Annotated in this window: 21 protein-coding genes and 2 pseudogenes; 12 read left to right on the forward strand and 11 right to left on the reverse strand. The window is 61.9% G+C overall.

From position 1 onward, the window contains the following. Nucleotides 1–28: 28 nt before the first annotated feature. Nucleotides 29–379 (reverse strand): phosphotransferase family protein, encoded by a 351-nt coding sequence (locus K8P63_RS04775; protein WP_223798709.1) that lies wholly within the window; start codon nt 377–379, stop codon nt 29–31. A gap of 537 nt (nt 380–916) precedes the next feature. Here K8P63_RS04775 and K8P63_RS04780 point away from each other — a divergent pair. Then, on the forward strand, nt 917–1,552 hold the full coding sequence (locus tag K8P63_RS04780; protein ID WP_223798710.1) for a hypothetical protein: 636 nt from the start codon (nt 917–919) through the stop codon (nt 1,550–1,552). A 46-nt stretch (nt 1,553–1,598) separates the two neighbouring features. On the opposite strand, the gene K8P63_RS04785 is transcribed toward K8P63_RS04780, so the two are convergent. Next, on the reverse strand, nt 1,599–2,924 hold the full coding sequence (locus K8P63_RS04785) for a hypothetical protein (protein WP_223798711.1): 1,326 nt from the start codon (nt 2,922–2,924) through the stop codon (nt 1,599–1,601). A 53-nt stretch (nt 2,925–2,977) separates the two neighbouring features. Here K8P63_RS04785 and K8P63_RS04790 point away from each other — a divergent pair, with 53 nt between their 5' ends. The 4 genes from K8P63_RS04790 (at nt 2,978) to K8P63_RS04805 (ending at nt 6,274) form a co-directional block, all read left to right on the forward strand. Further along, nucleotides 2,978–3,493: a PadR family transcriptional regulator gene (locus K8P63_RS04790; protein WP_223798712.1), complete on the forward strand. Its 516-nt coding sequence runs from the start codon at nt 2,978–2,980 to the stop codon at nt 3,491–3,493. 111 nt (nt 3,494–3,604) lie between these two features. After that, entirely contained in the window at nt 3,605–4,015 is a 411-nt protein-coding gene (locus K8P63_RS04795) for a DUF6326 family protein (protein ID WP_223798713.1), read from the forward strand. Beyond that, a complete protein-coding gene (locus tag K8P63_RS04800) occupies nt 4,008–4,748 on the forward strand; it encodes a DUF4386 domain-containing protein (protein WP_223798714.1) in 741 nt (246 codons plus the stop codon). The genes K8P63_RS04795 and K8P63_RS04800 overlap by 8 nt, the downstream gene beginning before the upstream one ends. Next, entirely contained in the window at nt 4,745–6,274 is a 1,530-nt protein-coding gene (locus K8P63_RS04805) for an ArnT family glycosyltransferase (protein WP_223798715.1), read from the forward strand. Before K8P63_RS04800 ends, K8P63_RS04805 begins: the two co-directional genes overlap by 4 nt. A gap of 139 nt (nt 6,275–6,413) precedes the next feature. Here K8P63_RS04805 and K8P63_RS04810 read toward each other — a convergent pair whose 3' ends face one another. Both K8P63_RS04810 and K8P63_RS04815 read right to left on the reverse strand, forming a co-directional pair. Then, nucleotides 6,414–6,899 (reverse strand): hypothetical protein, encoded by a 486-nt coding sequence (locus K8P63_RS04810; RefSeq protein ID WP_223798716.1) that lies wholly within the window; start codon nt 6,897–6,899, stop codon nt 6,414–6,416. 246 nt (nt 6,900–7,145) lie between these two features. After that, nucleotides 7,146–7,556: an NUDIX hydrolase gene (locus K8P63_RS04815; protein WP_223798717.1), complete on the reverse strand. Its 411-nt coding sequence runs from the start codon at nt 7,554–7,556 to the stop codon at nt 7,146–7,148. Nucleotides 7,557–7,937: 381 nt separating this feature from the next. On the opposite strand from K8P63_RS04815, the gene K8P63_RS04825 reads away from it, so the two are divergent. The 5 genes and pseudogenes from K8P63_RS04825 (at nt 7,938) to K8P63_RS04845 (ending at nt 15,159) form a co-directional block, all read left to right on the forward strand. Beyond that, entirely contained in the window at nt 7,938–8,219 is a 282-nt protein-coding gene (locus tag K8P63_RS04825; protein WP_223798718.1) for an MFS transporter, read from the forward strand. Nucleotides 8,220–8,688: 469 nt separating this feature from the next. Next, a complete protein-coding gene (locus tag K8P63_RS04830) occupies nt 8,689–9,195 on the forward strand; it encodes an Lrp/AsnC family transcriptional regulator (protein ID WP_223798719.1) in 507 nt (168 codons plus the stop codon). A 433-nt stretch (nt 9,196–9,628) separates the two neighbouring features. Next, complete coding sequence (locus tag K8P63_RS04835) at nt 9,629–12,502, forward strand: TonB-dependent receptor plug domain-containing protein (RefSeq protein WP_223798720.1); 2,874 nt, start codon at nt 9,629–9,631, stop codon at nt 12,500–12,502. A 23-nt stretch (nt 12,503–12,525) separates the two neighbouring features. Further along, complete coding sequence (locus K8P63_RS04840) at nt 12,526–14,103, forward strand: amidohydrolase (RefSeq protein ID WP_398288449.1); 1,578 nt, start codon at nt 12,526–12,528, stop codon at nt 14,101–14,103. Nucleotides 14,104–14,528: 425 nt separating this feature from the next. Beyond that, nucleotides 14,529–15,159, forward strand: a pseudogene (locus tag K8P63_RS04845) (hypothetical protein). A 167-nt stretch (nt 15,160–15,326) separates the two neighbouring features. Here the strand turns inward: K8P63_RS04845 and K8P63_RS04850 are convergent. The 5 genes and pseudogenes from K8P63_RS04850 to K8P63_RS20940 form a co-directional block, all read right to left on the reverse strand. Next, a complete protein-coding gene (locus tag K8P63_RS04850; RefSeq protein ID WP_223798721.1) occupies nt 15,327–16,520 on the reverse strand; it encodes a YihY/virulence factor BrkB family protein in 1,194 nt (397 codons plus the stop codon). Nucleotides 16,521–16,584: 64 nt separating this feature from the next. Then, nucleotides 16,585–16,983 carry a DUF3597 domain-containing protein gene (locus K8P63_RS04855; RefSeq protein WP_223798722.1) on the reverse strand — a complete coding sequence of 133 codons (399 nt, stop codon included), beginning with the start codon at nt 16,981–16,983 and terminating at the stop codon, nt 16,585–16,587. 26 nt (nt 16,984–17,009) lie between these two features. Further along, nucleotides 17,010–17,447, reverse strand: coding sequence for a DUF937 domain-containing protein (locus K8P63_RS04860; RefSeq protein ID WP_223798723.1), 438 nt, complete (start codon nt 17,445–17,447; stop codon nt 17,010–17,012). After that, a complete protein-coding gene (locus K8P63_RS04865; protein ID WP_223798724.1) occupies nt 17,438–17,635 on the reverse strand; it encodes a hypothetical protein in 198 nt (65 codons plus the stop codon). Before K8P63_RS04865 ends, K8P63_RS04860 begins: the two co-directional genes overlap by 10 nt. A 75-nt stretch (nt 17,636–17,710) precedes the next feature. Beyond that, nucleotides 17,711–17,794, reverse strand: a pseudogene (locus K8P63_RS20940) (hypothetical protein); the annotation flags it as partial. Here K8P63_RS20940 and K8P63_RS04875 point away from each other — a divergent pair. Continuing rightward, entirely contained in the window at nt 17,759–18,211 is a 453-nt protein-coding gene (locus tag K8P63_RS04875) for a DUF4403 family protein (RefSeq protein WP_223798725.1), read from the forward strand. The pseudogene K8P63_RS20940 and the gene K8P63_RS04875 overlap by 36 nt on opposite strands. Nucleotides 18,212–18,415: 204 nt before the next feature. Here K8P63_RS04875 and K8P63_RS04880 read toward each other — a convergent pair whose 3' ends face one another. Beyond that, complete coding sequence (locus tag K8P63_RS04880; protein ID WP_223798726.1) at nt 18,416–18,736, reverse strand: hypothetical protein; 321 nt, start codon at nt 18,734–18,736, stop codon at nt 18,416–18,418. A gap of 234 nt (nt 18,737–18,970) precedes the next feature. On the opposite strand from K8P63_RS04880, the gene K8P63_RS04885 reads away from it, so the two are divergent. Continuing rightward, entirely contained in the window at nt 18,971–19,426 is a 456-nt protein-coding gene (locus K8P63_RS04885; RefSeq protein WP_223798727.1) for a hypothetical protein, read from the forward strand. Nucleotides 19,427–19,662: 236 nt separating this feature from the next. On the opposite strand, the gene K8P63_RS04890 is transcribed toward K8P63_RS04885, so the two are convergent. Beyond that, nucleotides 19,663–19,866: a helix-turn-helix domain-containing protein gene (locus tag K8P63_RS04890; RefSeq protein ID WP_223798728.1), complete on the reverse strand. Its 204-nt coding sequence runs from the start codon at nt 19,864–19,866 to the stop codon at nt 19,663–19,665. Nucleotides 19,867–19,944 lie beyond the last annotated feature (78 nt).

The following is a 19,944-nucleotide window of genomic DNA, read 5'->3' on the forward strand; positions in this document are numbered from 1 at the left end:
GCCGCAAGGATCGTTGATCGGGAAGCCACTAGGTCGACGATCGTGAGTAGCCGGTAGGCATCAGCCGCTCCACGATGTTCAAAGCGGTCCAATCGGCACAGGACGCCGCCCATTCCGCGATTTCGATCTTCCCCCTCGCACGGGTGGACGCGGCAAATCCGGCCTGCCGCGTCAGGGTGTATGCGGCGATACGCGACACGGTACATTCGGCCTGTCCATAGGCCGCTGCAAACACACCTAGGCGACGCACCTGCTCGGCAGATGCATGATCGTCATTGCCCAGATCGAGCCAAGTAAAAGCGGAGTACCCCAAATCCCACAGCCTCTCCCCCGGCAGTACCGTATCGAAGTCGATCATCGCCGCAGGCATGTCGTCCACGAAGACGGTGTTCGTCGGAGCCCAATCATTATGCAGGCTACCTCGAACCCACCCGCCCGGATCGCCGGCATGGCGGCTGTGGCATCGTGAAAGCGGCGAAGCAGCTTGGCGGCTGCTGCCAGTTGATCATCTGAGTATGCCCCCAAATTATAGGGCACGATCCCGGGAATGAACGATCGAACCTCGCGCCCGGCATCATCTATACCTTGGAACCGGGGAGCATTGCGGAAGCCGATACTTTCAAGGTGGAGCAGGCAAGCGTGGCCGAACGCGGGGTCATGCATGATCGGACGCCGCACCGTATTGCCGATCCGAACCACGCCGCTTGTGCTGCGACCGCCTGAGAGGGGCTGACCGTCCATCTTGCCAGCCTATCAGGACCGTCGGCCTGAGGCTTCCGCAAAGGAATGACGATCGCGATAGTCGTAGCCTTCCCAAAAGGATGCTTGATCGGGAAGCTCCGCTTGCCCGTACAAGGATCACTGGTCATGTTGCTGGCCTGATATCGCCAGGGGATCACGACGGCTAGGGGGCTGCATGTCCGAAGTACCGGTTCAAGCGAGCGTGGACGACGTACACGCCCACGCGCACAAGACCGGGCATAGCTGGGTGGACCTCGCCATCGCGCTTTCCGCCATCACTATCTCCGTGATCTCGCTCTTTGTCGCGATCGGCCATGGGCGAACCGAAGAGAAGCTGGTCGCCGCCAGCTCCTGGCCCTTCCTGACGTTCCGGACCACCAAGAACGGCCTTCAGGCCGGAAGCAGGGTCATCGACTTCCGTGTGCAAAACAGCGGCGTCGGCCCGGCTCGGGTGCAATGGGTGAGAATGACGTTGGACGGCAGCCCGATCCGGAGCGGCGCCGATCTGATGAACCGATGCTGCGGCGTGCCGGCTGGGACGGCGGAGGAGCAAGTCCGCCAGGGGCTCATTACGCAAAACGAGCCGATCGGCGTGCTGCCCGCCGGTGAGGGGGTGGATGTGCTGGCATGGCGAGAGCTACCGGGAAACGCCGCGACTTGGGCGAAGCTGGACGGCGTTCGTCATCGCCTGAAAACGGAAGCCTGCTATTGCTCCGTTCTTGATGAGTGCTGGACAAGCGACCTGACCGCGACGGCTCAACCACATCATGTCGATCAATGCGAGCCGATCGCTGACGGCTACACGGGGTAGCCAACAAACGATCGAGAAATGGTAAACCTCCTCTTTCCCAACATCGTCATTCCACGATTTCTGGGAGGTTTTGAACAGCATAGCGCACCCGTGCCTTTGGCAGCAGAAGCGTGGGCACAGGCTTCCCTTGCGTCACCAACACCTGATCGACCGGGATCGCATCCTCACCCCCCGATGAGATAAACGCCTGCACAAGCCGCGTGCCGGAGGATGGCAGAAGCGTGGCCGGGATGGATGCACGGTGCCGAGCCATACCGGCCAGCCAAACGGGTCGCCCTTTGGTCATGCGAACGGGGGGATGAACGACTTGCAGGTCAACCGATCCGGCGAGTAGCCCGACCGTCACCGGCCTGCCATGCCTCATCAGCACGACAGATTGGCGAGCGGCCTTCGGTGCGGCGATCTTGTGAAGGTCTATATCGGGCCGGTTCATAGGGACCGGGGAAAGTCCAGCCTGATCGATCGTCAGCGGATCGATCCCGGTCGCGCGCTTGAGAAGGCCCGCCATCATCGGCAGCGTTCCGCCCTCGGCAGCGATCGGACGCTCCGCTGCGTGATGCTCTCCGGCGTAGATCAGGATTTTGGCGTCGGGATATGCTCGAACCGCGCGAGTGACGATGTTGTCGGCCTGATCCTGCTCGCGCTGCTCCTGTGCAACCTTGGCGTCGGTCGAATAATCGGTCCTTATTTTCTCGTAGGTGACGGGCCGATATCCCAGAGCGAGGGACTGCCTGATGAAATCAGCGAACACAGGATCGTCAAGGTAATAGCCGCTGGACTGGCGAGAATAGCCATCGGCAGTGAGCTGCGCCATTTTCTGTCGCGCATCATCGTCGTCGGCCGCACGCTTCAAGGCTTCGGCGGCCAATACGGTATAGCCCAGCGGGCGAAGCGCGCGAGCAACCTCCAGACCGAAGGCCCTGCCCCTTGGATCAAGATGGTTCTCATCGAGGATGACGATGCGGGTATGGCGAGCGCGTCGGACGATTTCCTGGATCGCAGGCACACCGCTGGATAAGCGAAGCTCCGAAATCTGGTCTTCCGGGACGTGGAAATCGGGGCCTTTGGCGGTGTTGAAGGTAGGAACCCCAGTCATCGTGGACATGACCTGCGCCCATTGATCGACGACATCGGGGTCGGCGGTTTCCTCCACGCGCTCGATCCCCAGCTTCCGAAGAAGACCATAGGAAGCGTCAACATAGCGCCCGTGGGATGCGTCATTGATCGACTGCTTGTAGGCGTTGAGCAGGCTGTCGCTATCGAACCGCTTTACGGGTGGGGTCGGGGCGGGCTGTTGAGGGCCGGATGCCATCGTGCTCGCCGGTGAGGCGAGAACGCTCAACGCAACGGCGATGATCGGGCGATAACGCATCTGGACACTCCATAGTACGATTCGTACTATTGTTGGCTTTCGGGAGAATGGCAATGGGCGTCGAGGTGCGTGGCCTCACCGAACTCGAAGGAGCGATCCTGTCCGAGATCGAGCATCGCGGGCACCGGACCGCGTTCCAGGTGCGCCGGGCCTTTGCCGAATCCTTCTCGCTCGAATGGAGAGGGAGTGCCGGCGCGGTCTATCCCGCCGTCCGGAGGCTCGAACGGGAAAGGCTTCTCTCCGCGTCGGAACCCGCCGGAGGTCGCAAGACCCGTACCCTGGCGCTGACGGCGATCGGGCGGGAGGCATTGCTGACATGGGCCCGCGACCCCTTGCTGTCATCCAGCAGCGGTGTGGATCCCTTCCGTCTGCGCGCCGGCATCTGGTCGTTGCTGCCGGAACCGGAGAAAATCGCGCTGCTGTCCGACGTTGAAGCGCATATTAAACAGCAGATCGCCCTGATCGAGGGCCATGTGCACGACCTCGATCCCGTCGAGGCGATCCGAATTGGACTGGTGCTAGACCATCAGCGGGAGCGCCTCCGCCAGATAGAACGGTGGAGGCGATAACCCCTTCTTTCACGCAAACGAGGGCAAAATGGGAATCCCACTGCCACCACGTATCATTGCGGCAGCGATACGGCTGTGTTAGGGCGGCAATACACTTAGGGGGGGCTTGTGGTGTTGGAGGAGTATCAAGCGCCGGCCAAAGTGAAGCTGGCGGCGCTCTGGGCATCCACGATGTTCTGCTACATCTACGGTGATTATTTCGGCCTCTACGTTGCCGGCACACTGGCGGACATGAACCAGGGCAGCATGGGTCCGCTCGGCCATGCGACCCCCGGTGTTCTCACCAGCGTATCCCTGATGATGGCCATCCCGAGCCTGATGGTCGCGTTGTCATTGCTGCTGCCGGCGTCCATCTGCCGTTGGGCCTGCATCGTGCTGGGTCTGTTCTATACCGCGATCATGGCAGTCAGCCTCCCCGGTTCGGAGCCGTTCTACAAGGTGCTAGCGGCGATCGAGATGGCGCTGACGCTGGCGATCACCGTCGTCGCGATCCGTTGGCCGCGGGAGGTTCGCCGTGGCTGAGGCTGTGCCTTCACCCCGCATCGCCCGGCTGGCGGGCGCGATGTATCTCGGCACGATCGTGTTGGGACTGTTCGCGGAGGTGGGTGCGCGGGGCTCGCTGATCGTCGGCGGCGACGCCGCCGCGACGGCGCGCGCCATCCTCGCCGACGAGACGCTGTTCCGAGCCGGCATCGCCGCCGATCTCGCGATGCTCGCCTGCTATGTCGGGGTGACGGCGCTGTTCCTCGATATGTTTCGCCCGGTCCACGCCGGCGCGTCTCGGATGGCGGCAGCCTTCAGCTTTATCGGTATTGCCGTTCTGGCCGCCGACACCCTCCTGCTGCTCGCCCCGCTGCGTTTGCTGGCGCCGTCTCCCGCCCTGGCGACGCTGGGCGAGCCGCAGCGCGAAGCGGCGGCACTGCTCGCGCTCAGGATACACGGCGACAACTACGACGTGAGCCTCGTGTTCTTCGGCATCTATTGCCTGATGCTGGGCTGTCTGGCGTGGCGCTGCGGCTTCCTTCCCAAGGCGATCGGCGCGCTCATGGCGTTGGCTGGTGGCTGCTACATATTCGACAGCGTCGCCGACCTGACGGCACCGACGTTCGCCCGGACGCTGTCGCCGCACCTGATGGACCCGACCCTGATCGGCGAGGCCGCGCTGGCGCTGTGGCTGCTGGTGTTCGGCGCGCGCGGGACGCCCGGCCGGGCGACGCGGATGCCACAGGCCGCTCGGCAAGGGCATCGCGCTTGACGGGCGGTCCGGTTTCCCGCCTCCGATCGGCGGATACCGCGGCGCTGTTGGCGGCCTCGATCGTCGCCGCCCTGCACCTGGCGCTCGGCGGTCGCTACGACCTCTTCCGCGACGAGCTCTACTTCATCGTCTGCGGCCAGCATCCAGCCTTCGGCTATGTCGATCAGCCGCCGGCCGTGCCGCTGCTGGCGGCATCGCTCTACAAGCTCGGCCTGGGTGCACATGGCTTGCGCATACCGACCGCCATTGCGGCCGGCGCGCTGGTGTGGCTGGCGATGCGCTTCGCCCGGTCGCTGGGCGGGGGCGGGCGAGCGCAGGCCTTTGCCGGCCTCGCCTGCGCGATCGCGCCGATGCTGATGGGGCTGACGGCAACGCTGAACACGTCGGCGTTCGATCCGCTCGCCTGGACCGCCGTCGCCTGGCTGCTGGTCAGGGCGAACCGCGAGGGTGACGATCGCGCGCTGATCCTCGCCGGCCTGGTCGCCGGGCTGGCGTTGCAAGTGAAGTATTCCATGCTGTTCTGGATGGTCGGGTTGACGCTCGGCCTGCTCCTGACGGCGGAGCGACGGGTGCTGCTGCGACCTTCCTTCTGGATCGGGGCAGCGCTCGCGGCCGTGATCGCGGCGCCGTCGTTCGTCTGGCAATGGGCGCACGGCTTCCCGTTTCTGGAACTGGGTGCCGCAGCGAAAGGCAAGAACGCCGACACCGCCGCTCTGCCTTTCCTCGCGAACCAGGTGCTTGTGCTGAACCCGGCCTTCGCGCCTTTGTGGATCGCCGGCCTGCTCGCGCCCTTCGCCGTACCGCGCCTGCGCGACCTGCGCTTCCTGGTGATCGGCGCGGTCGTGGTGGTTGCCATCGTACGGATCGGGCACGGCAAGGACTATTACCTCTCGCCGCTCTATCCGACGCTGTTCGCGATCGGCGCGGTTGCCTTCGCGCCGCTGGTGCGCACCCGCATCGGCGGGATCGCGGCCGCCAGTGACGTCGCGGCCGCCATCGCCCTGTCCGCGCTCGCCGCGCCGCTGGCGCTGCCGATCCTCTCCCCGCCGGTCCTTGAGGCCTATATCAAGCGGACGGGGTTCGCGCCGCAGCAACAGGAGCGCAGCTTCAAGGGCACCGTGCTGCCTCAGGTCATGGCCGACCAGCTCGGCTGGCACGACTTCGTCGGTCAGGTCGAGAGGGCATGGAACCGCGTCCCCGCTGCAACGCGCGCGACTACGGCCATCAAGGTCGAGAACTATGGCGAGGCCGCCGCCCTTGACCTCTATGGCAAGGGGCTGCCGCCCGTGGTCAGCGGGCACAACCAGTATTTCCTATGGGGCCTGCGCGGTCAGCACCCGGCCAACGTGCTGTCGATCCAGGACGATATGGCAGGACTGCGACCTTATTGCCGCAAGGCGACCCTGCTCGGCACCACAGGCTCGCGCTATGCGATGGTGTTCGAGAATGGCAAGGTGATCGCACTGTGCGAAGGCGTAAAGCCGTCGCTCGCCGATCTCTGGCCCCAGCTTAAACTGTACTCGTAGATCGGCGGCTTGAGCTGATTAGCCTGCCCGATTGCCATCGGTTTGAAAACACGAGCTGCTGTTTGCGGGTTTGTGGCGGATCAGTATCCGACCTCAAGAGCGACCACTATTAGGCGTCCACCAATCCTACCGACCAGGGTCACATCCCCACCAGGGTATCGGGCCCGTTCATCGCCATGATGGCGCTGACCTCCATGCGAGCGGTAAACAGCGGCTTGAAGACACTGCGATCGGGGGCCGTGATGATGGTGCCACCATCACGCTGATCCGCCCAAGCCGCATATTGCCATGCGCTTCCGATCAGCTTCAAGGAGTGGCTCGGAGGCGGCGCTGGTAGAGGCGGTTCATCAAAGTCATGGCGGCTGTCACAGTCCGCCTTGCTCATCTTTCCGTTCGAGAGCGTACCCGCTGTGTAGTCGGCCTGCAACGAGTAGCACGCACCGTCGCTGAATGAGAATGTGATGGGTAGAAACCCCGGCGACCAAGCAGCGGTAAGCTGCCGTTTCGCCGTGTCCTCGATCTGAAATGCCCCTACAATCTTGATATTGCCCGTCGCCGCTCCCCGCTTATAGTCGGGATCAACGCGAAATAGGCTTGCTAGCGACGCATCCGGGAGGCGGATCACACGAGGCTCAGTCGGGTCGGTCGGCGCTGCGACGCCGGGCTGCACCTTTCCCGCTATAGCCAGCAGGCGGGACGAACTGAGCGTGCGCGGCCGACGCCGATACCATCAGCTTAACCGCGACACTCCGATACCGATGCGGGACTTTCGTCATCGTGCGCCTCCTCCGAACAATATAGCTGCGGAGTATAACAGCGCCGAGGGTCACGATGCCACTTTCCGATCAACCATCCTATTTCGGGAAGCGGATCAAAGCCTCTGGAACAGCGGTAGGATGTGGTCGCGGGTAAGGGGGGCTAACGGCAGCGTCAGCGCCGTCGGAACATCAACCCAGATGGCCTCCGCTATCTCGGATTGAACGACAGGATCAAGCGGCGCCCGAACGTGATAGACTTCGGCCTCAACGATATGATCCGGTTCGTTGGCGGCCGGCGCGGAGTAGCAGCCGAGATAGGGGACGTCGCCGTCCGCCAACACCAAGCCGATCTCTTCGGCCAGCTCGCGCCGGAGTGCGCCTGTTGGGCTTTCGCCATCCTCGATCTTGCCACCGGCTTGCATAAAGCAGTTGGTTCCAGCCTTGCGAACCAGCAACAAGCGGCCTTCGCTGTCATCTATAAGGGCGGCGGCTATTTGGATGGTGCGGGACGCCTTGTCGGTCATCTGGCTATGCTCCATGCTGCGGTTCGTAGCTTAACATCCGGTTGAGTCCCTTAGGCTTGTCCACACTCGGCTTCCGCGTCATCGTGCGACGTCGCTGGGGGAAGCATCAAGATGCCGCGTTGCCGATGGGTAGAGACGTAAATCTATTCTGCATCGGCTCCGCCAAATTCGCAATTGCGACGGCCCTCGTCCCCGTTAGACTAGGTTTGCCCTTATCGGCAGCGGCTACTCTCCTGGGACGCTTGGCTTGGTTCTCGCGGCACAGACGATCCCGATTGTGCTCATCCTGCTCCTAGGTGGCGTCATTGGCGATCGTTGGGCTCGGCGACGCATCATGAACTGTGTTGATGCACTCCGCTTCATATCGCAATCGGCCAAGCGATGGCGCTGATCGGCGGCGGTGCCAAGCTTCTTTCGGTTGTCATGCTCACGGCGCCGATCGGTGTCGGCACCGCCTTTTACTATCCCGCTCGCGGCGGTCTTGTCGCCCAACTCGCGGCAAAGGATCAACTGGCGAGAGCGAATGGCGCATTTGTTGCCAGCGCCGGCCCTAAATGGGCGATCGGCATCGACGGGCTCACCTACGCGGTAAGCGCCCTATGTCTCGCGCTTGTCCGCGATCCGGCAAACCCAATGCCGCCCGGATTTCCCGCTCTTTGCTAGATGATCTACGAAGCGGCGTGGGAGCCTTTGCAATCCATTCGGGGAGCGCTTTTAGCGTAGCGAGACGCGTGGAGCGCGGCGCTGCAGCCCTTTTGCAGCGCGCTCTGTTCACATCTGGTCTGCTTAGAAACTGTTTCCAGGCAATGGCTGCCAGCCTTGCCTTAATCTACTAACGGCGCTTCAGCCAATCGCTTGGCCAGGGGTGGAGCGCGGCGATACTCGACCGCTGCGCTCCATTGCGTCGACCAGCAGCAAAACGCGATTGACGAATGGCTGGCGATCGGAGGGGTCGTTCGTGTTCACAGGGCTGCTACAACCCGATCAGCATCTCTTGGCTTCGGGCATAGTGCAAACCTTGAGCATAGCCATGCTTGGCGTCGTGGGGGCGTTCATCGCCAACGTGGACTATTCGTCCTTGCCGCGATCATTCTGTGGTCATAAACTGCATAGTTCATAAATCGAGATGAGGGTGGACAGTCTCTTGCAGCATTTGATTAGTGAAGATATTGATCGGATAGACAGTCGTATCTTGCGAGAACTATCACGCGATGCGCGGGTGTCAGATATAGCTTTAGGAGAGCGCGTGCATTTGTCGAGCACCGCCGTCGCTCGTCGGCGCAAAGCGCTCGAAGATCGTGGTTTTCTGCAAGGCTACAGTGCCGATCTTGATTTAACCAAACTAGGCTTCGGTACTACGGTAATTGTTGCGATTGAGCTTAGCTCTCAAGCCGAACGTGCACTGAACGAATTTGAGGAAGCGGTAGTGCAGTGCCCGTCAATGTCGTTTTGTAGCTTTGTATCAGGAGACACTGACTTCTTCATGATGATACATGTGAAGTCTTTTGAGGACTATGACCGTGTTTATCGACGCGAATTGTCAACACTTCCGCATGTCGCCAAAATTCGCAGCAGCTTCGTGATGCGAAAGGTGCTCGATCGTAAATTGCCCACCGCGCTTCTGTCGTTGGACGACTGATTCTCGGATACACAACTTAAAGCGCATGTCTGCGGAGCGCGCGCACGAATCCGACGCGAAGTCGGTGAATCACATTAAATTGCTGTGCGGCTGCGCGCATATCGGTAGCAAATTGTCGAGAAACCCTCACTCCCTTCTGGTAATCTCGCCGCTGGGTCTGAGGCATCGTGAGCTTTACTAGCAGCAAGCTGCGGCAACGAAGGGCGCAATCGTACGCGTCGCTTATAAGTTAAAAAGATCGAGCGGAGAGGATTGCCCGAGGCAACAAGATAAGGGGGCAATCGTGAATAAATTTGTGCCTGATGATATCGACGGCCGCAGCTATCGCGCGCTGAAAGCTATTACGCTCGCCACTGTGGCGACCGCTCTAGTCGCTGGCCCGGGGCAGGCGCAGCAAATCTTGCCTTCCTCTGGTACGCCGCAGATCGGACCGGTGCGAGTCGCTCCCGAGCAAGGCGGCGGTCCGGTCAACACGTCCGGGGCCAAGCCCGCGCCGGGTAGCGATGGCATCGTCGGCGACGAGACCACGCAGGAAATTCCGCGCAACGACATCGTCGTCACTGGCACTCGCATCGTGCGGGACGGCTATGCCGCCCCCACACCCGTCACGGTGCTGGGCGCCGCCGAAATCGCGGCGCAGGCGCCGGCCAACATCTCCGACTTCGTCAATCAATTGCCGTCGATCGCCGGCAGCGGCACCGCCGCGACCAGCTCGGGCAGCCTGTCGAACGGTATCGCTGGCATCAATTCGATCAGCTTGCGTGGCCTGGGGGCTGGCCGCACGCTGGTGCTGCTGGATGGGCAGCGCTCGGTCGCGTCGTCGGTTGGCGGCGTGGTCGACATCAATACGTTTCCGCAGGATCTGGTCGAGCGGGTCGAGGTCGTGACCGGCGGCGCATCCGCCCAATATGGTTCGGATGCGGTCGGCGGCGTCGTCAACTTCATCCTCAAGAAGAATTTCAAGGGGTTCGAGCTGCACGCCGACCAAGGCATCACGACCTATGGCGACGGGCGCAACTATCGCTTCAGCGGCAGCGCCGGCTTCTCGGCGCTCGACGATCGCCTGCATATACTGCTCAACGCCGATTATTTCCGCCAGACAGGCGTCGACACGATCGATCGCAGCTACAACAATCTCGATTATTTTCAGATCAACAACCCCGCTTACACCGCGACCAACGGGTTGCCGCAGCGCCTCGTCGGCTCCGGCTTCGGTGTCGGCACCTATACGGCCGGCGGGCTCATCACCTCCGGCCCGCTGTTGGGCACCTACTTTCTCGGCAACGGCCAGACCGCGAAGCTGAACTTTGGCACGTTCAATTCGACGTCGAGCCCGTGGATGATCGGCGGCGACTATCGCACCACCATGGCGGGACATGTCAGCACCAACTCGCTGCTGCCGCACGAAGAGCGGATCGGCGTGTTCGATCGCACCTCGTTCGACATCACGCCTGACATCCAGGTCTACGGGCAATTTTCGTGGAATCGCTACCAGGGGCAGAGCTTCTATCAGCAGACGCCCAGCACCGGCGTCACTATCCAGCCCGACAACGCCTATCTAAGGACCTATTATCCGCAGATCGCGGCGCAGGTGACGAGTCCCTTCACCATCGGCACGAGCAACGATGGCTTCCCGGTGCCCGGCAGCAACAACAGCCGCGAAGTGTTTCGCTACGTCGCCGGGGCCAACGTCAATTACAGCCTGTTCGGCAAGGCGTGGAAGTGGAACGCCTATTACCAGCTTGGTGTCACCAAGGCGCATGAGGAGCTGACCAACACTTGGCAGACGCAGCGCATGGCGCTGGCGCAGGACGCCGTCGTCGGGCCGGGTGGCTCGATCGTCTGCCGCTCGACGCTGACCGATCCCACCAACGGCTGCGTGCCGATCGATCGCCTCGGCCTCCACGGTGGCCCATCGGCGGCGGCGCTCGCCTATATCTACGGCAGCGGACAGCCGTATCGCGACGAGACGATCAAGGAGAATGTCGCCTCGATCAGCACCAGCGGCGAAGTGTTCAACCTGCCCGGCGGCCCCGCCGCGATCGCGTTCGGCGGCGAATGGCGCAAGGAGCAGATCAAGGGCTATGTACCGCAGCAATATCAGCCGATCCGCAACGCCAACGGCACTACCACGAGTGTCTGGCTGTACGGCAATTACCTGCCCAACAATGGCGGGTATAACGTGAAGGAAGGCTTCGTCGAGGTCGATCTGCCCGTATTGAGGGGCGTCAACGTCAACGCCGCCGGCCGCTATACAGATTATTCGACTTCCGGCACGGTGCAGACGTGGAAGGCGGGCGGGACCTACACACCTACCCCGGATATTAAGCTGCGCGGCACCTACAGCCACGATATCCGCGCGCCCAACCTGCAGGAGTTGTTCGCATCGGGCACCGCGCGGACCAACTCGGTCATCCTGCCGGCCAATTCGCCGCTGGGCGCCGGCTCCTACCAGTTCGTGGAAAGTACGATCGGCAATGCCAGCCTGAAGCCGGAGAAGGCCAATACCTGGACGGCGGGCGCGGTGCTGACGCCATCCTTCTTCCGCGGGTTCAGCGTGTCGTTCGACTATTACGACATCAAGATCGCCCATGCGATCGGATCGATCACGTCGCAGAACACGGTCGACTTCTGCTATTCGGGCTCGACTGCTTATTGCAGCAACATCGTCTATACCGGCGGCACGCTCAGCCAGATCATCATCCAGCCGTTCAACTTCGCCAGCCAGCACGAGAAGGGCTTCGATATCGAGGCGAGCTATCGGACCAAATTGTCCGACATTTCCGACAAGCTGCCGGGTAGCATCAGCATCCACGGCGAGCTGACCCATTATATCGAGAACGTCATCGACAACGGCATCTTCCCGGTCGACTATGCCGGGGTGAACGGCGGCAGCCTCGCCGGCACCTATAATTCGCCGAGCTGGGTGTATCGGATCAGCGCCTTCTACAATATTGATCCGGTGACGTTCAATCTGGTCGCACGCGGGTTCAGCGACGGCGTCTACGGCAACGATTACATCCAGTGCACGGCGGGCTGCCCGACCTCCACGACGCAATATCGCACGATCAACAACAACCATATCGCCGGCGCTTATTATTTCGACGCATCGGTTAGCGTGAAGATGAAGCCGTTCGGCAACGACGGCGACCTGACGCTGGTCGTCAACAACGTGGCAAACAAGAAGCCAGTGCCGGTTGGCAACGGCCCGGACGGCAACAACACGCCGGCTTATTCGCAGACCAACCGCCAGCTTTACGACGTGCTGGGCCGAACCTTCCGCATCTCGGCACGGGTCAAGTTCTGATGAGGATCACAAGGGGCATGACAATGACGATGACGAAGGCCAGGATGATGGCGGCGCTGATCGGCGCGACGCTGCTGACCCCCGCCGCGCAGGCGGCGGCAAGCGCGGCGCTGAAGGCGCAGGCCGTTGCCGACGTGGACAGCCAAGCCAAGCAGATCCAGGTGATGGTCGACCAGATCTTCAGCTTCGCCGAGCCCGGATTCCAGGAGGTGCGCACCTCCGCTTACCTCGCCGACATTCTCGAAAAGCACGGTTTCACTGTCACGCGCGGGGTCGCTGGCATGCCGACCGCCTTCACCGCCACCTGGGGCTCGGGCGGGCCGCTGATCGCGCTGGGCAGCGATATCGACAATCTGCTCGGCGTCTCGCAATATCCCGGCATCCCCAACGTCAAGCCGATGGTCGCGGGCGCGCCGGGCCATGGCGAGGGCCATAATTCGGGGATGCCGCTGATCGTCGCGGCCGCCATCGCTGCTAAGGACGTGATGGAGAAAAACCACATCCAGGGCCGCCTGATGGTGTGGCCGGGCGTGGCCGAGGAGTTGCTCGGCTCGAAGGCCTATTATGTCCAGGCGGGCGTGTTCAAGGGCGTCGACGCCTGCATCTTCACCCATGTCTCCAGCGACTTCTCGACCGCTTATGGCGACCTTGGCCAGAACGGCATGGTCTCGGTCGAATATACGTTCCACGGCAAGACCGCGCATTCGGCCGGCATGCCGTGGGAGGGGCACAGCGCGCTCGACGGCGTCGAGCTGATGGACACCGCCTGGAACTTCCACCGCGAACATATGCCGGTCACGCAGCGCTCGCACTATGTCATCACCAATGGCGGCGGCCAGCCCAACGTCGTGCCGGCGACCGCCTCGGTCTGGTATTATTTCCGCGATCGCACCTTTGGCGCCGTGAAGACGATGTACGAGATGGGCAACATCACCGCAGAGGCGGCGGCGAAGGAGACGGACACCACCGTCGAGCATCACATCCTGGGCTATGCCGCGCCCAATTTTGCGAACAAGCCGCTGGCCGAGGCCGCGTTCCTGAACATCGCGAAGGTCGGCATGCCCAAGTGGAGCGCCGACGATCAGGCCTTCACCAAGGCGGCGCAGGAAGTGAACCATCGCAAGGTCGAGCCGCTCAAGGACAAGGTGACGCCGCTCTCCACGCCCGAAAATCGCGAGCGCTCGATCGGTGGCGGATCGGACGATATTGGCGACATCATGTGGGCGGTGCCGACGATCACCATCCGCTTCCCGTCGAACATCCCCAACATGATCGGCCATCACGTCACCTCGGCGATGGCGATGGCGACGCCGATCGCGCACAAGGGGGCGGTGGTCGGCGCCAAGGCGGTGGCGATGACGGTGCTGGACATGATGACGACGCCAAAGCTCTTGGCAGATGCCAAGGCCTATTACACCGACGTTCAGTTGAAGACCGACACCTACGCCCCGATCCTGGAGAAGCCGGCGATCTGGCTGAACGAGAAGGCGATGCGCGAATATCGTCCGCAGATGGAGAAATTCTATTACGATCCGATGAAGTACCCGACCTATCTCGACCAGCTCGGGATCAAATATCCGACCACGACCGTGATGCCGTGACGGTGTGCGCCACCCCGGAAACGATCCGCGGTGGCGCCGCGCCGCGCGACTACTGCCGGATCGTTCCCCTTTGCTCTGCGCTGCCCCTTCTGAGGGGTCCATCGATTATGCGAGTCTGGATCGACAAAGGGACGACCAACGCCGAACGAAAGGCCGACTATGCGTAGGCGCAGCCATCGCGGATGGGCGTGTTTAGCCGGAGCGGGGTGGATCGCCAGCGGCTGCAATCGCGGACGGATGATCGGCTCAAAAGAACAATTACAAAGCCGTGTGGCGCCACGTCGGCGCTATAGCTGATCGAGCGCTGGTCAAGCTCTTTAACCGATTACAGGTGGCGAACCTATATGAAGCGACGGCCGCAAGTCTAGGTGTTTGATCCCACGGTTTGATGATGCGATCCTGTCGTTGGAATGGAAGGAAGCCGTATGGGACGGGTTTGTCGCGGGAGCGCTATGACCGCGCACGCCGCCCGACCACCGATACAGCGATCGCAAGCTTCCCTTGCGAAGCTAAGCCGGGAACTTCAGATTAACCCCAAAAGAGTCGCGAAGTGGCGCGAGCGGGGAACGGTCGATGATCGGAAGATCGGGCTGAATGCCCCTCATTCCAAGCCCTGTCCCAAGTCGAGAGGCGATGGTTGTCACGTTCCGGCGGCACACCCTTGCCGCTGGACGATTGCCTCTATTCCCTGCAGCCGACTATCCCTCACCTTACCAGGTCAGCGCTGTACCGATGTCTCCAGCGGCACGGCATATCCCGCTTGCCCGATGTCGAAGGCGGCAAGCCCAAGCTCAGCGCTTCAAACGCTACCCGATCGACTTCTTCCACATCGATATTACCGAGGTGCAAACTGCCGAAGGCAAACTGTACCTTCGTCGGCATCGATCGCACTAGCAAGTCGCGGTCACACACCTCGCCGACTTCGTGGCAGCCTATAATTTCGCCCGCCGCCTCAAGACACTCAACGGCCTCACGCCCTACGAATACATCGCCAAGATCTGGACGTTTGAGCCAGAACGGTTCATCGTCAATCTGATCCACCAGATCCCGGACTGAACACATAGCGTGTCCCAATGCGCAGTGATCGTGGTTTGCGTCTCGCCCCGATTGAAAAGCAGCACGGCACGACCGCCGGGGCAAGCGATAGCCCCGCCAATAACCCAGCCCAATCGCTATCGCTATCAAGCACCTCTGGAAGCGTGTCCCAGCTGCCTGACGATGGATCATGATTTCGGGAGATCTCGCTCGCGCGTAAGCCACGCAGAGACGACGGCGGTAACAACAAGTGCCGCACCAGCGCCGGCCTTCCCCGGCTTGCGAATGAGCGAGAGGCCGACCGCCGTCATGACCGAGGACATCATTCCGACCTTCTTCAAGCCTATTAGTCGCGCCACGCGAACGCTGGTGCGAGACGCGATGAATGCCGCTGTGATCGATGGTTCAGCCTGTGAGGGTTCTTCCTGCTTTACCGGCGGCGCGGGCCGCGTGACGTCCGCCGTGTTTGCCACCGCCGGGTCAGCTGCTACATGATCCGCAACCCAGGCGCCGCGCTCGCCGGCAGGCTTCACCGCGCCTTCGGTGGTATCGGCAGTGGTCTGGTGCTCAAGCTCGGCATTGAGCTCGGCTCCAAAAAGCAAGACGTAGCTCGAAAGATATATCCAGGTGAGCATGACGACCACGGCGCCGAGCGAGCCGTAGGTGGCGTTGTAATTGCCGAACTTCGCCACGTAGATGCCGAACCCCAGCGTTAGCAGCAGCCAGCAAAGAGCCGCAAGGAGCGAGCCCGGCGTGATCCACGCCCAGCGCGCCTTCGCGCGTGAAGGGCCGTATCGATACAGCGTGGCAGCCGCGGCAGCGCCGCCGCAGCCCAAGAGCAGGTACGATAGAAGTTTGCCCAGAACGAGCACAACGCCAGGTGCGCCAGGGATTAGATTTTCCAGATGCCCGAGTGCTGCGATCGCGATGAGTGCGATGATCGCTACCGCTACCGCCGCCGCCGTGATCGCCAGTGCGAGCGCGTTGAGCGCCAGGAACCCGCGTTTCTCTTTTTCTTCATAGGCTATGTTGAGGGCGGTGATCACCGATCCGGCGCCGTTGCGCGCGCCGAATAAAGCGATCGCCAAGGCGAGCAGAACTCCAAAACCCTTCTTGCTGCCCGACGTCTTGACGACATTCATCAGCTGCTCGCCGACGAGCTTGGCGGCGTCGGTCGGCATGACCGAGGTCAGCCCCTTCATATTGTCGACCACTGTCTGGGAATCCGCGAGCAATCCGTAGCTCAGTACGATCGCGCCAAGCAGAGGCACGAGCGCCAGGAACCCGTAGAAAGCGACCCCGGCTGCGATCAGCCCGATATTATCCCCACCGCCCTCGTTCCAAGCCCGAAGGACGACGGCCTTCCATTCGCTGAGCGACATCGCCCAGGGGCTCGGAGCGTTATGCCCGCGCGAAGGGGTGGTCGACAATCGAGCGGGCATTGGATCAACCCTTCAGATCGGCTGGCACTTTGCCGCCATTTTCCTCAAGCTTCTGCATCACGGCCTTGTGAAGCGCGATATTCTCCTCAGCGCTGCCGTCGGCGCCGACGTGGAGATTAAGCTCGTTGGCAAGCTCCTTGCGTGCCGACAGGCTCGAATCCATGTCGAGCAGCGTCAAAAGATCCACGATCGACATCCGCCAATTGCTTGGCCGGCCTTTCGCCGCGGCGAGTTCGGTCAGCACCGCCTCTACATCGACCGGCTGCGCCGGCGCCAACGGCGCCACGGGCGCCGGCACTGCCTGAGCGGGAGCGGCTTGCGCAGCGGGAGCCGCCGGCGCAGGCGCGGCCAGGGCCTGACCATGGTGGAATATCTTGTTCATGATGGTGCCGAAAATGCTCATGCTTAACTCCCTTACTGAGATTGAAATCAGGCCTTGCCGAGACCGCCAAGCAAGCCGCCCAGGCCCCCGAAACCACCGCCCGAACTGACCTTGCGCGCGACCAGCGCCGCAGCAGCGATCGAGGCGAGCTGCGGCAGCACCGCCTTGATCTTGTCCACGCTGATGCCGATGTTCGCGCTGGCTGCAGCCGCGGCCGAGCGACTGGCGTCTTTCGATTCAAGGATCTCACCAAGAATCGATTTGCCATGGTCTTCCGCCTCGTCGCTGCCGGGTACAGGCGCGTCGTCGGCCGAAGCATTATCGAGGCCACCAGATGCCGCATGTTGGGCAAGCTTGGGACCCAGCATAGGGGCCAGGCTGCCGATCACGCTTTGCATCTCGTCCGGCGAGAGGCCAACCCTCGCACCAATCTGCTGAAGCGCGCCGCTACCAGCGCCCTGCTCGATCATATCTATCAGTGACATCGGTGATATCCTTTGCTTATTGCATCGGCCCGCAGTAGAGCGACCTCCTCCGCTTCGCGAACCGGCTCAACGCTGCCGTCCTCGCTAAGGTTCTCGAAAAGCTGATCCAGCCGGTAGCGGATGAAGTGATTGCGCGAACGCTCCAGCTGGCCCGCGTCGACCGTTTTTGAACGATAGAGTTCAACCACGCGGGACGCTGCGGCTTCGCCGCAGGCCCACAGGCCAAGAAATTCCTGTGCCGAATCTCCGAGAGCTACGTCGCCAAAATCGATGACTCCCGAAATCCGCTGCGCTTGCGGATCCAGCAGGATATGTTCAGCGACAAGATCGCCCTGAATGACCGCCAGTTCGCGATCCCCCTAGTTGCCGAATACAGCGAGCTCGAGCCCGTCGTCACCAAGTGCGCCCAACGCCCTTTCATCGTGCCGGGGATCGGCCCGGTGATCGCCGCCTTCGGCAAGATTGCGATCTACGGCACCGAAGGCAGCAAGATCCCGGTCGGCGTCACCTTTACCGCTGCGCGCCCGGGCCAAGCGCCTTCACACGGGACGATTTGGCTAAACGGGCGTCTCGTCAACGACGTCGACAGTCAACGGATCACCTTCGCTGATCTCGGTGTGATCGGCGTGTCGGACTCCACTGGCACCAGCCTCTTGATCCGGCTCGCCAATGCCCGGGCCTCTCCGAAGCGGTTGCCGACGCGCTCAAATAGGGTTTCAGCAACGATTATCGTAAACTCCGCGGCAGGATCAATTCCGCCGTGACGATCGACGCCATGGACAGGCCCGCGCTGAGCTTGGGCCAGGCAAAGATCTTTCCGAGAACGAAGCCGACACCGAGAATGCCACCACATCACGCCACCACGACGCGGCCGCGACCGCGCTGCCGGCCGGAAGCCGCTCACCGCCGACGAAAACGACTGCTAGCGAGGTGACTGCGGTCAGCATCGCGACGATGACGGCCGACCATCATCCTCCCCTTTTCGAGACGGGCAAGCCGCTAGCTGCGATCAGGCGGAGGCGTTGAAACGGGTGGGCGATACGAATCGCCTCGGTCCGCGACACCACGGACAAGGCGCGGAAGGTCTCGTTCGAGTGCCGGCGGTGCCATCCGGAATTTGTCGGGATTGCCGACCCCGCCGGGCAGCAGCAACCCGTCAAGGCGCCTGGCTCAACGTCCGACGACGTCATGTCCGGCGTGATGGTGCTGCCCTTGTCATCATGCTGAATGCCTTGGATCGGCGTGCTCTTGATGCTAGCGAGCGTATCCTCGGCCCCGGCGTCGATCAAGCTTTCGCGCGGTTTGAAGGGCTCCGATTGTTCGAGGCCGCCAGTGGCGAGAAGACCTAGCGGCTAATCGACGGAATGGGGTTGCCATTCCGGATCGATTTTCACCAAAATTAACGATGCCGCGTTCGTTCCGATCAGGTGACAGAGGCAGAACACCTCGTCAGCATCTGCGGGTTGCGCGCGTCAAATCGGCATGCGGTGCGTTGTTTATCTGAAGCAGCGGGAAGACTTGAGATGGCTAACATCATGGATGACATGTTGACCTTGTGGACTTGGCCGCTTCAGGCTGCCAAGTTCGGCAGCGATCTTGTTGAGAGTTCGTTTGCAAGCCAGCGGGTCATCGCGGCCCGGCTGCCGACAATCGGTGCGGCGCTTCAAAATCCGTTCGCCACCGATCATGTCGAATTAAGCCGCATGGTCACCGAAAAAGTCGAGGCCTTCGGCGCGTCGGGTCGGTCGCTGGCCGCGACGAGTACTAAGGTTCGCCGCGCGTCGGCCGCCAATGCCCGTGCGCTCGGCCGCATCGCGAGCGGTGGCTTGCTTTGGCCCCAGGATTGGGCGCGCCTCGCCCAGCAGAATTTGGCCGCCATGGCCGACGTGATGACAGCACCGGCCGCTGCGCTCGCCCCCATCCGTAAAGGTGTTACCGCCAACGACCGACGATTAAGCCGCCCCAAAAAATTCCTATAGTGACCGTTGCTGGCCGGTGCCCGGCCGAGGATCGTCGGTGCGCTCTGATTACATCACATCCGGCGAGTGCGGCCAGGGACAGTGCCTAGCCCGAATAGTCCGACGGAGGCGCAAAGCCCTCAGGGCGGAAGTCACAAATTGGCGGTTCTTTTACATTGGCGCTTCGAATAGATTGTTAGAATAATAGCCGCGGTGATCGGTCTACCTTATTTAGACGATGACCCAGCTTTGTCCCTTTAATCCAACAGCGTGCCTGCAGTGACGCCAAACGGCTTGGCGAGCTTCTCGACGACCGTGATCGTTGGGTTCCGCGCGCAGCGCTCAATGTCGCTGACATAGGTGCGATGGATGCCGGCCTCGTGCGCGAACGCTTCCTGGCTCCAGCCCTTTTCCGCGCGAAGCCGCCGCAGGTTGTTCGCAAGGCGGTCCCGGATATCCACGACCGGCTAGAGACGCGCCTGTCGCCGATCGATCTACAGACGATCAGAGACATTCGAGTTGACTTCATGATCCGCCGG

The organism is Sphingomonas nostoxanthinifaciens (assembly GCF_019930585.1).
Taxonomy (GTDB): domain Bacteria; phylum Pseudomonadota; class Alphaproteobacteria; order Sphingomonadales; family Sphingomonadaceae; genus Sphingomonas_I; species Sphingomonas_I nostoxanthinifaciens.

Coding starts and splice junctions, on each gene's coding strand:
- K8P63_RS04780 (WP_223798710.1), top strand. CDS start 917: ATGTCCGAAGTACCGGTTCAAGCGAGCGTGGACGACGTACACGCCCAC.
- K8P63_RS04785 (WP_223798711.1), bottom strand. CDS start 2,924: ATGCGTTATCGCCCGATCATCGCCGTTGCGTTGAGCGTTCTCGCCTCA.
- K8P63_RS04790 (WP_223798712.1), top strand. CDS start 2,978: ATGGGCGTCGAGGTGCGTGGCCTCACCGAACTCGAAGGAGCGATCCTG.
- K8P63_RS04815 (WP_223798717.1), bottom strand. CDS start 7,556: ATGACCGACAAGGCGTCCCGCACCATCCAAATAGCCGCCGCCCTTATA.
- K8P63_RS04825 (WP_223798718.1), top strand. CDS start 7,938: ATGGCGCTGATCGGCGGCGGTGCCAAGCTTCTTTCGGTTGTCATGCTC.
- K8P63_RS04840 (WP_398288449.1), top strand. CDS start 12,526: ATGACGATGACGAAGGCCAGGATGATGGCGGCGCTGATCGGCGCGACG.
- K8P63_RS04850 (WP_223798721.1), bottom strand. CDS start 16,520: ATGTCGCTCAGCGAATGGAAGGCCGTCGTCCTTCGGGCTTGGAACGAG.
- K8P63_RS04855 (WP_223798722.1), bottom strand. CDS start 16,983: ATGAGCATTTTCGGCACCATCATGAACAAGATATTCCACCATGGTCAG.
- K8P63_RS04860 (WP_223798723.1), bottom strand. CDS start 17,447: ATGTCACTGATAGATATGATCGAGCAGGGCGCTGGTAGCGGCGCGCTT.
- K8P63_RS04875 (WP_223798725.1), top strand. CDS start 17,759: ATGTTCAGCGACAAGATCGCCCTGAATGACCGCCAGTTCGCGATCCCC.
- K8P63_RS04885 (WP_223798727.1), top strand. CDS start 18,971: ATGGCTAACATCATGGATGACATGTTGACCTTGTGGACTTGGCCGCTT.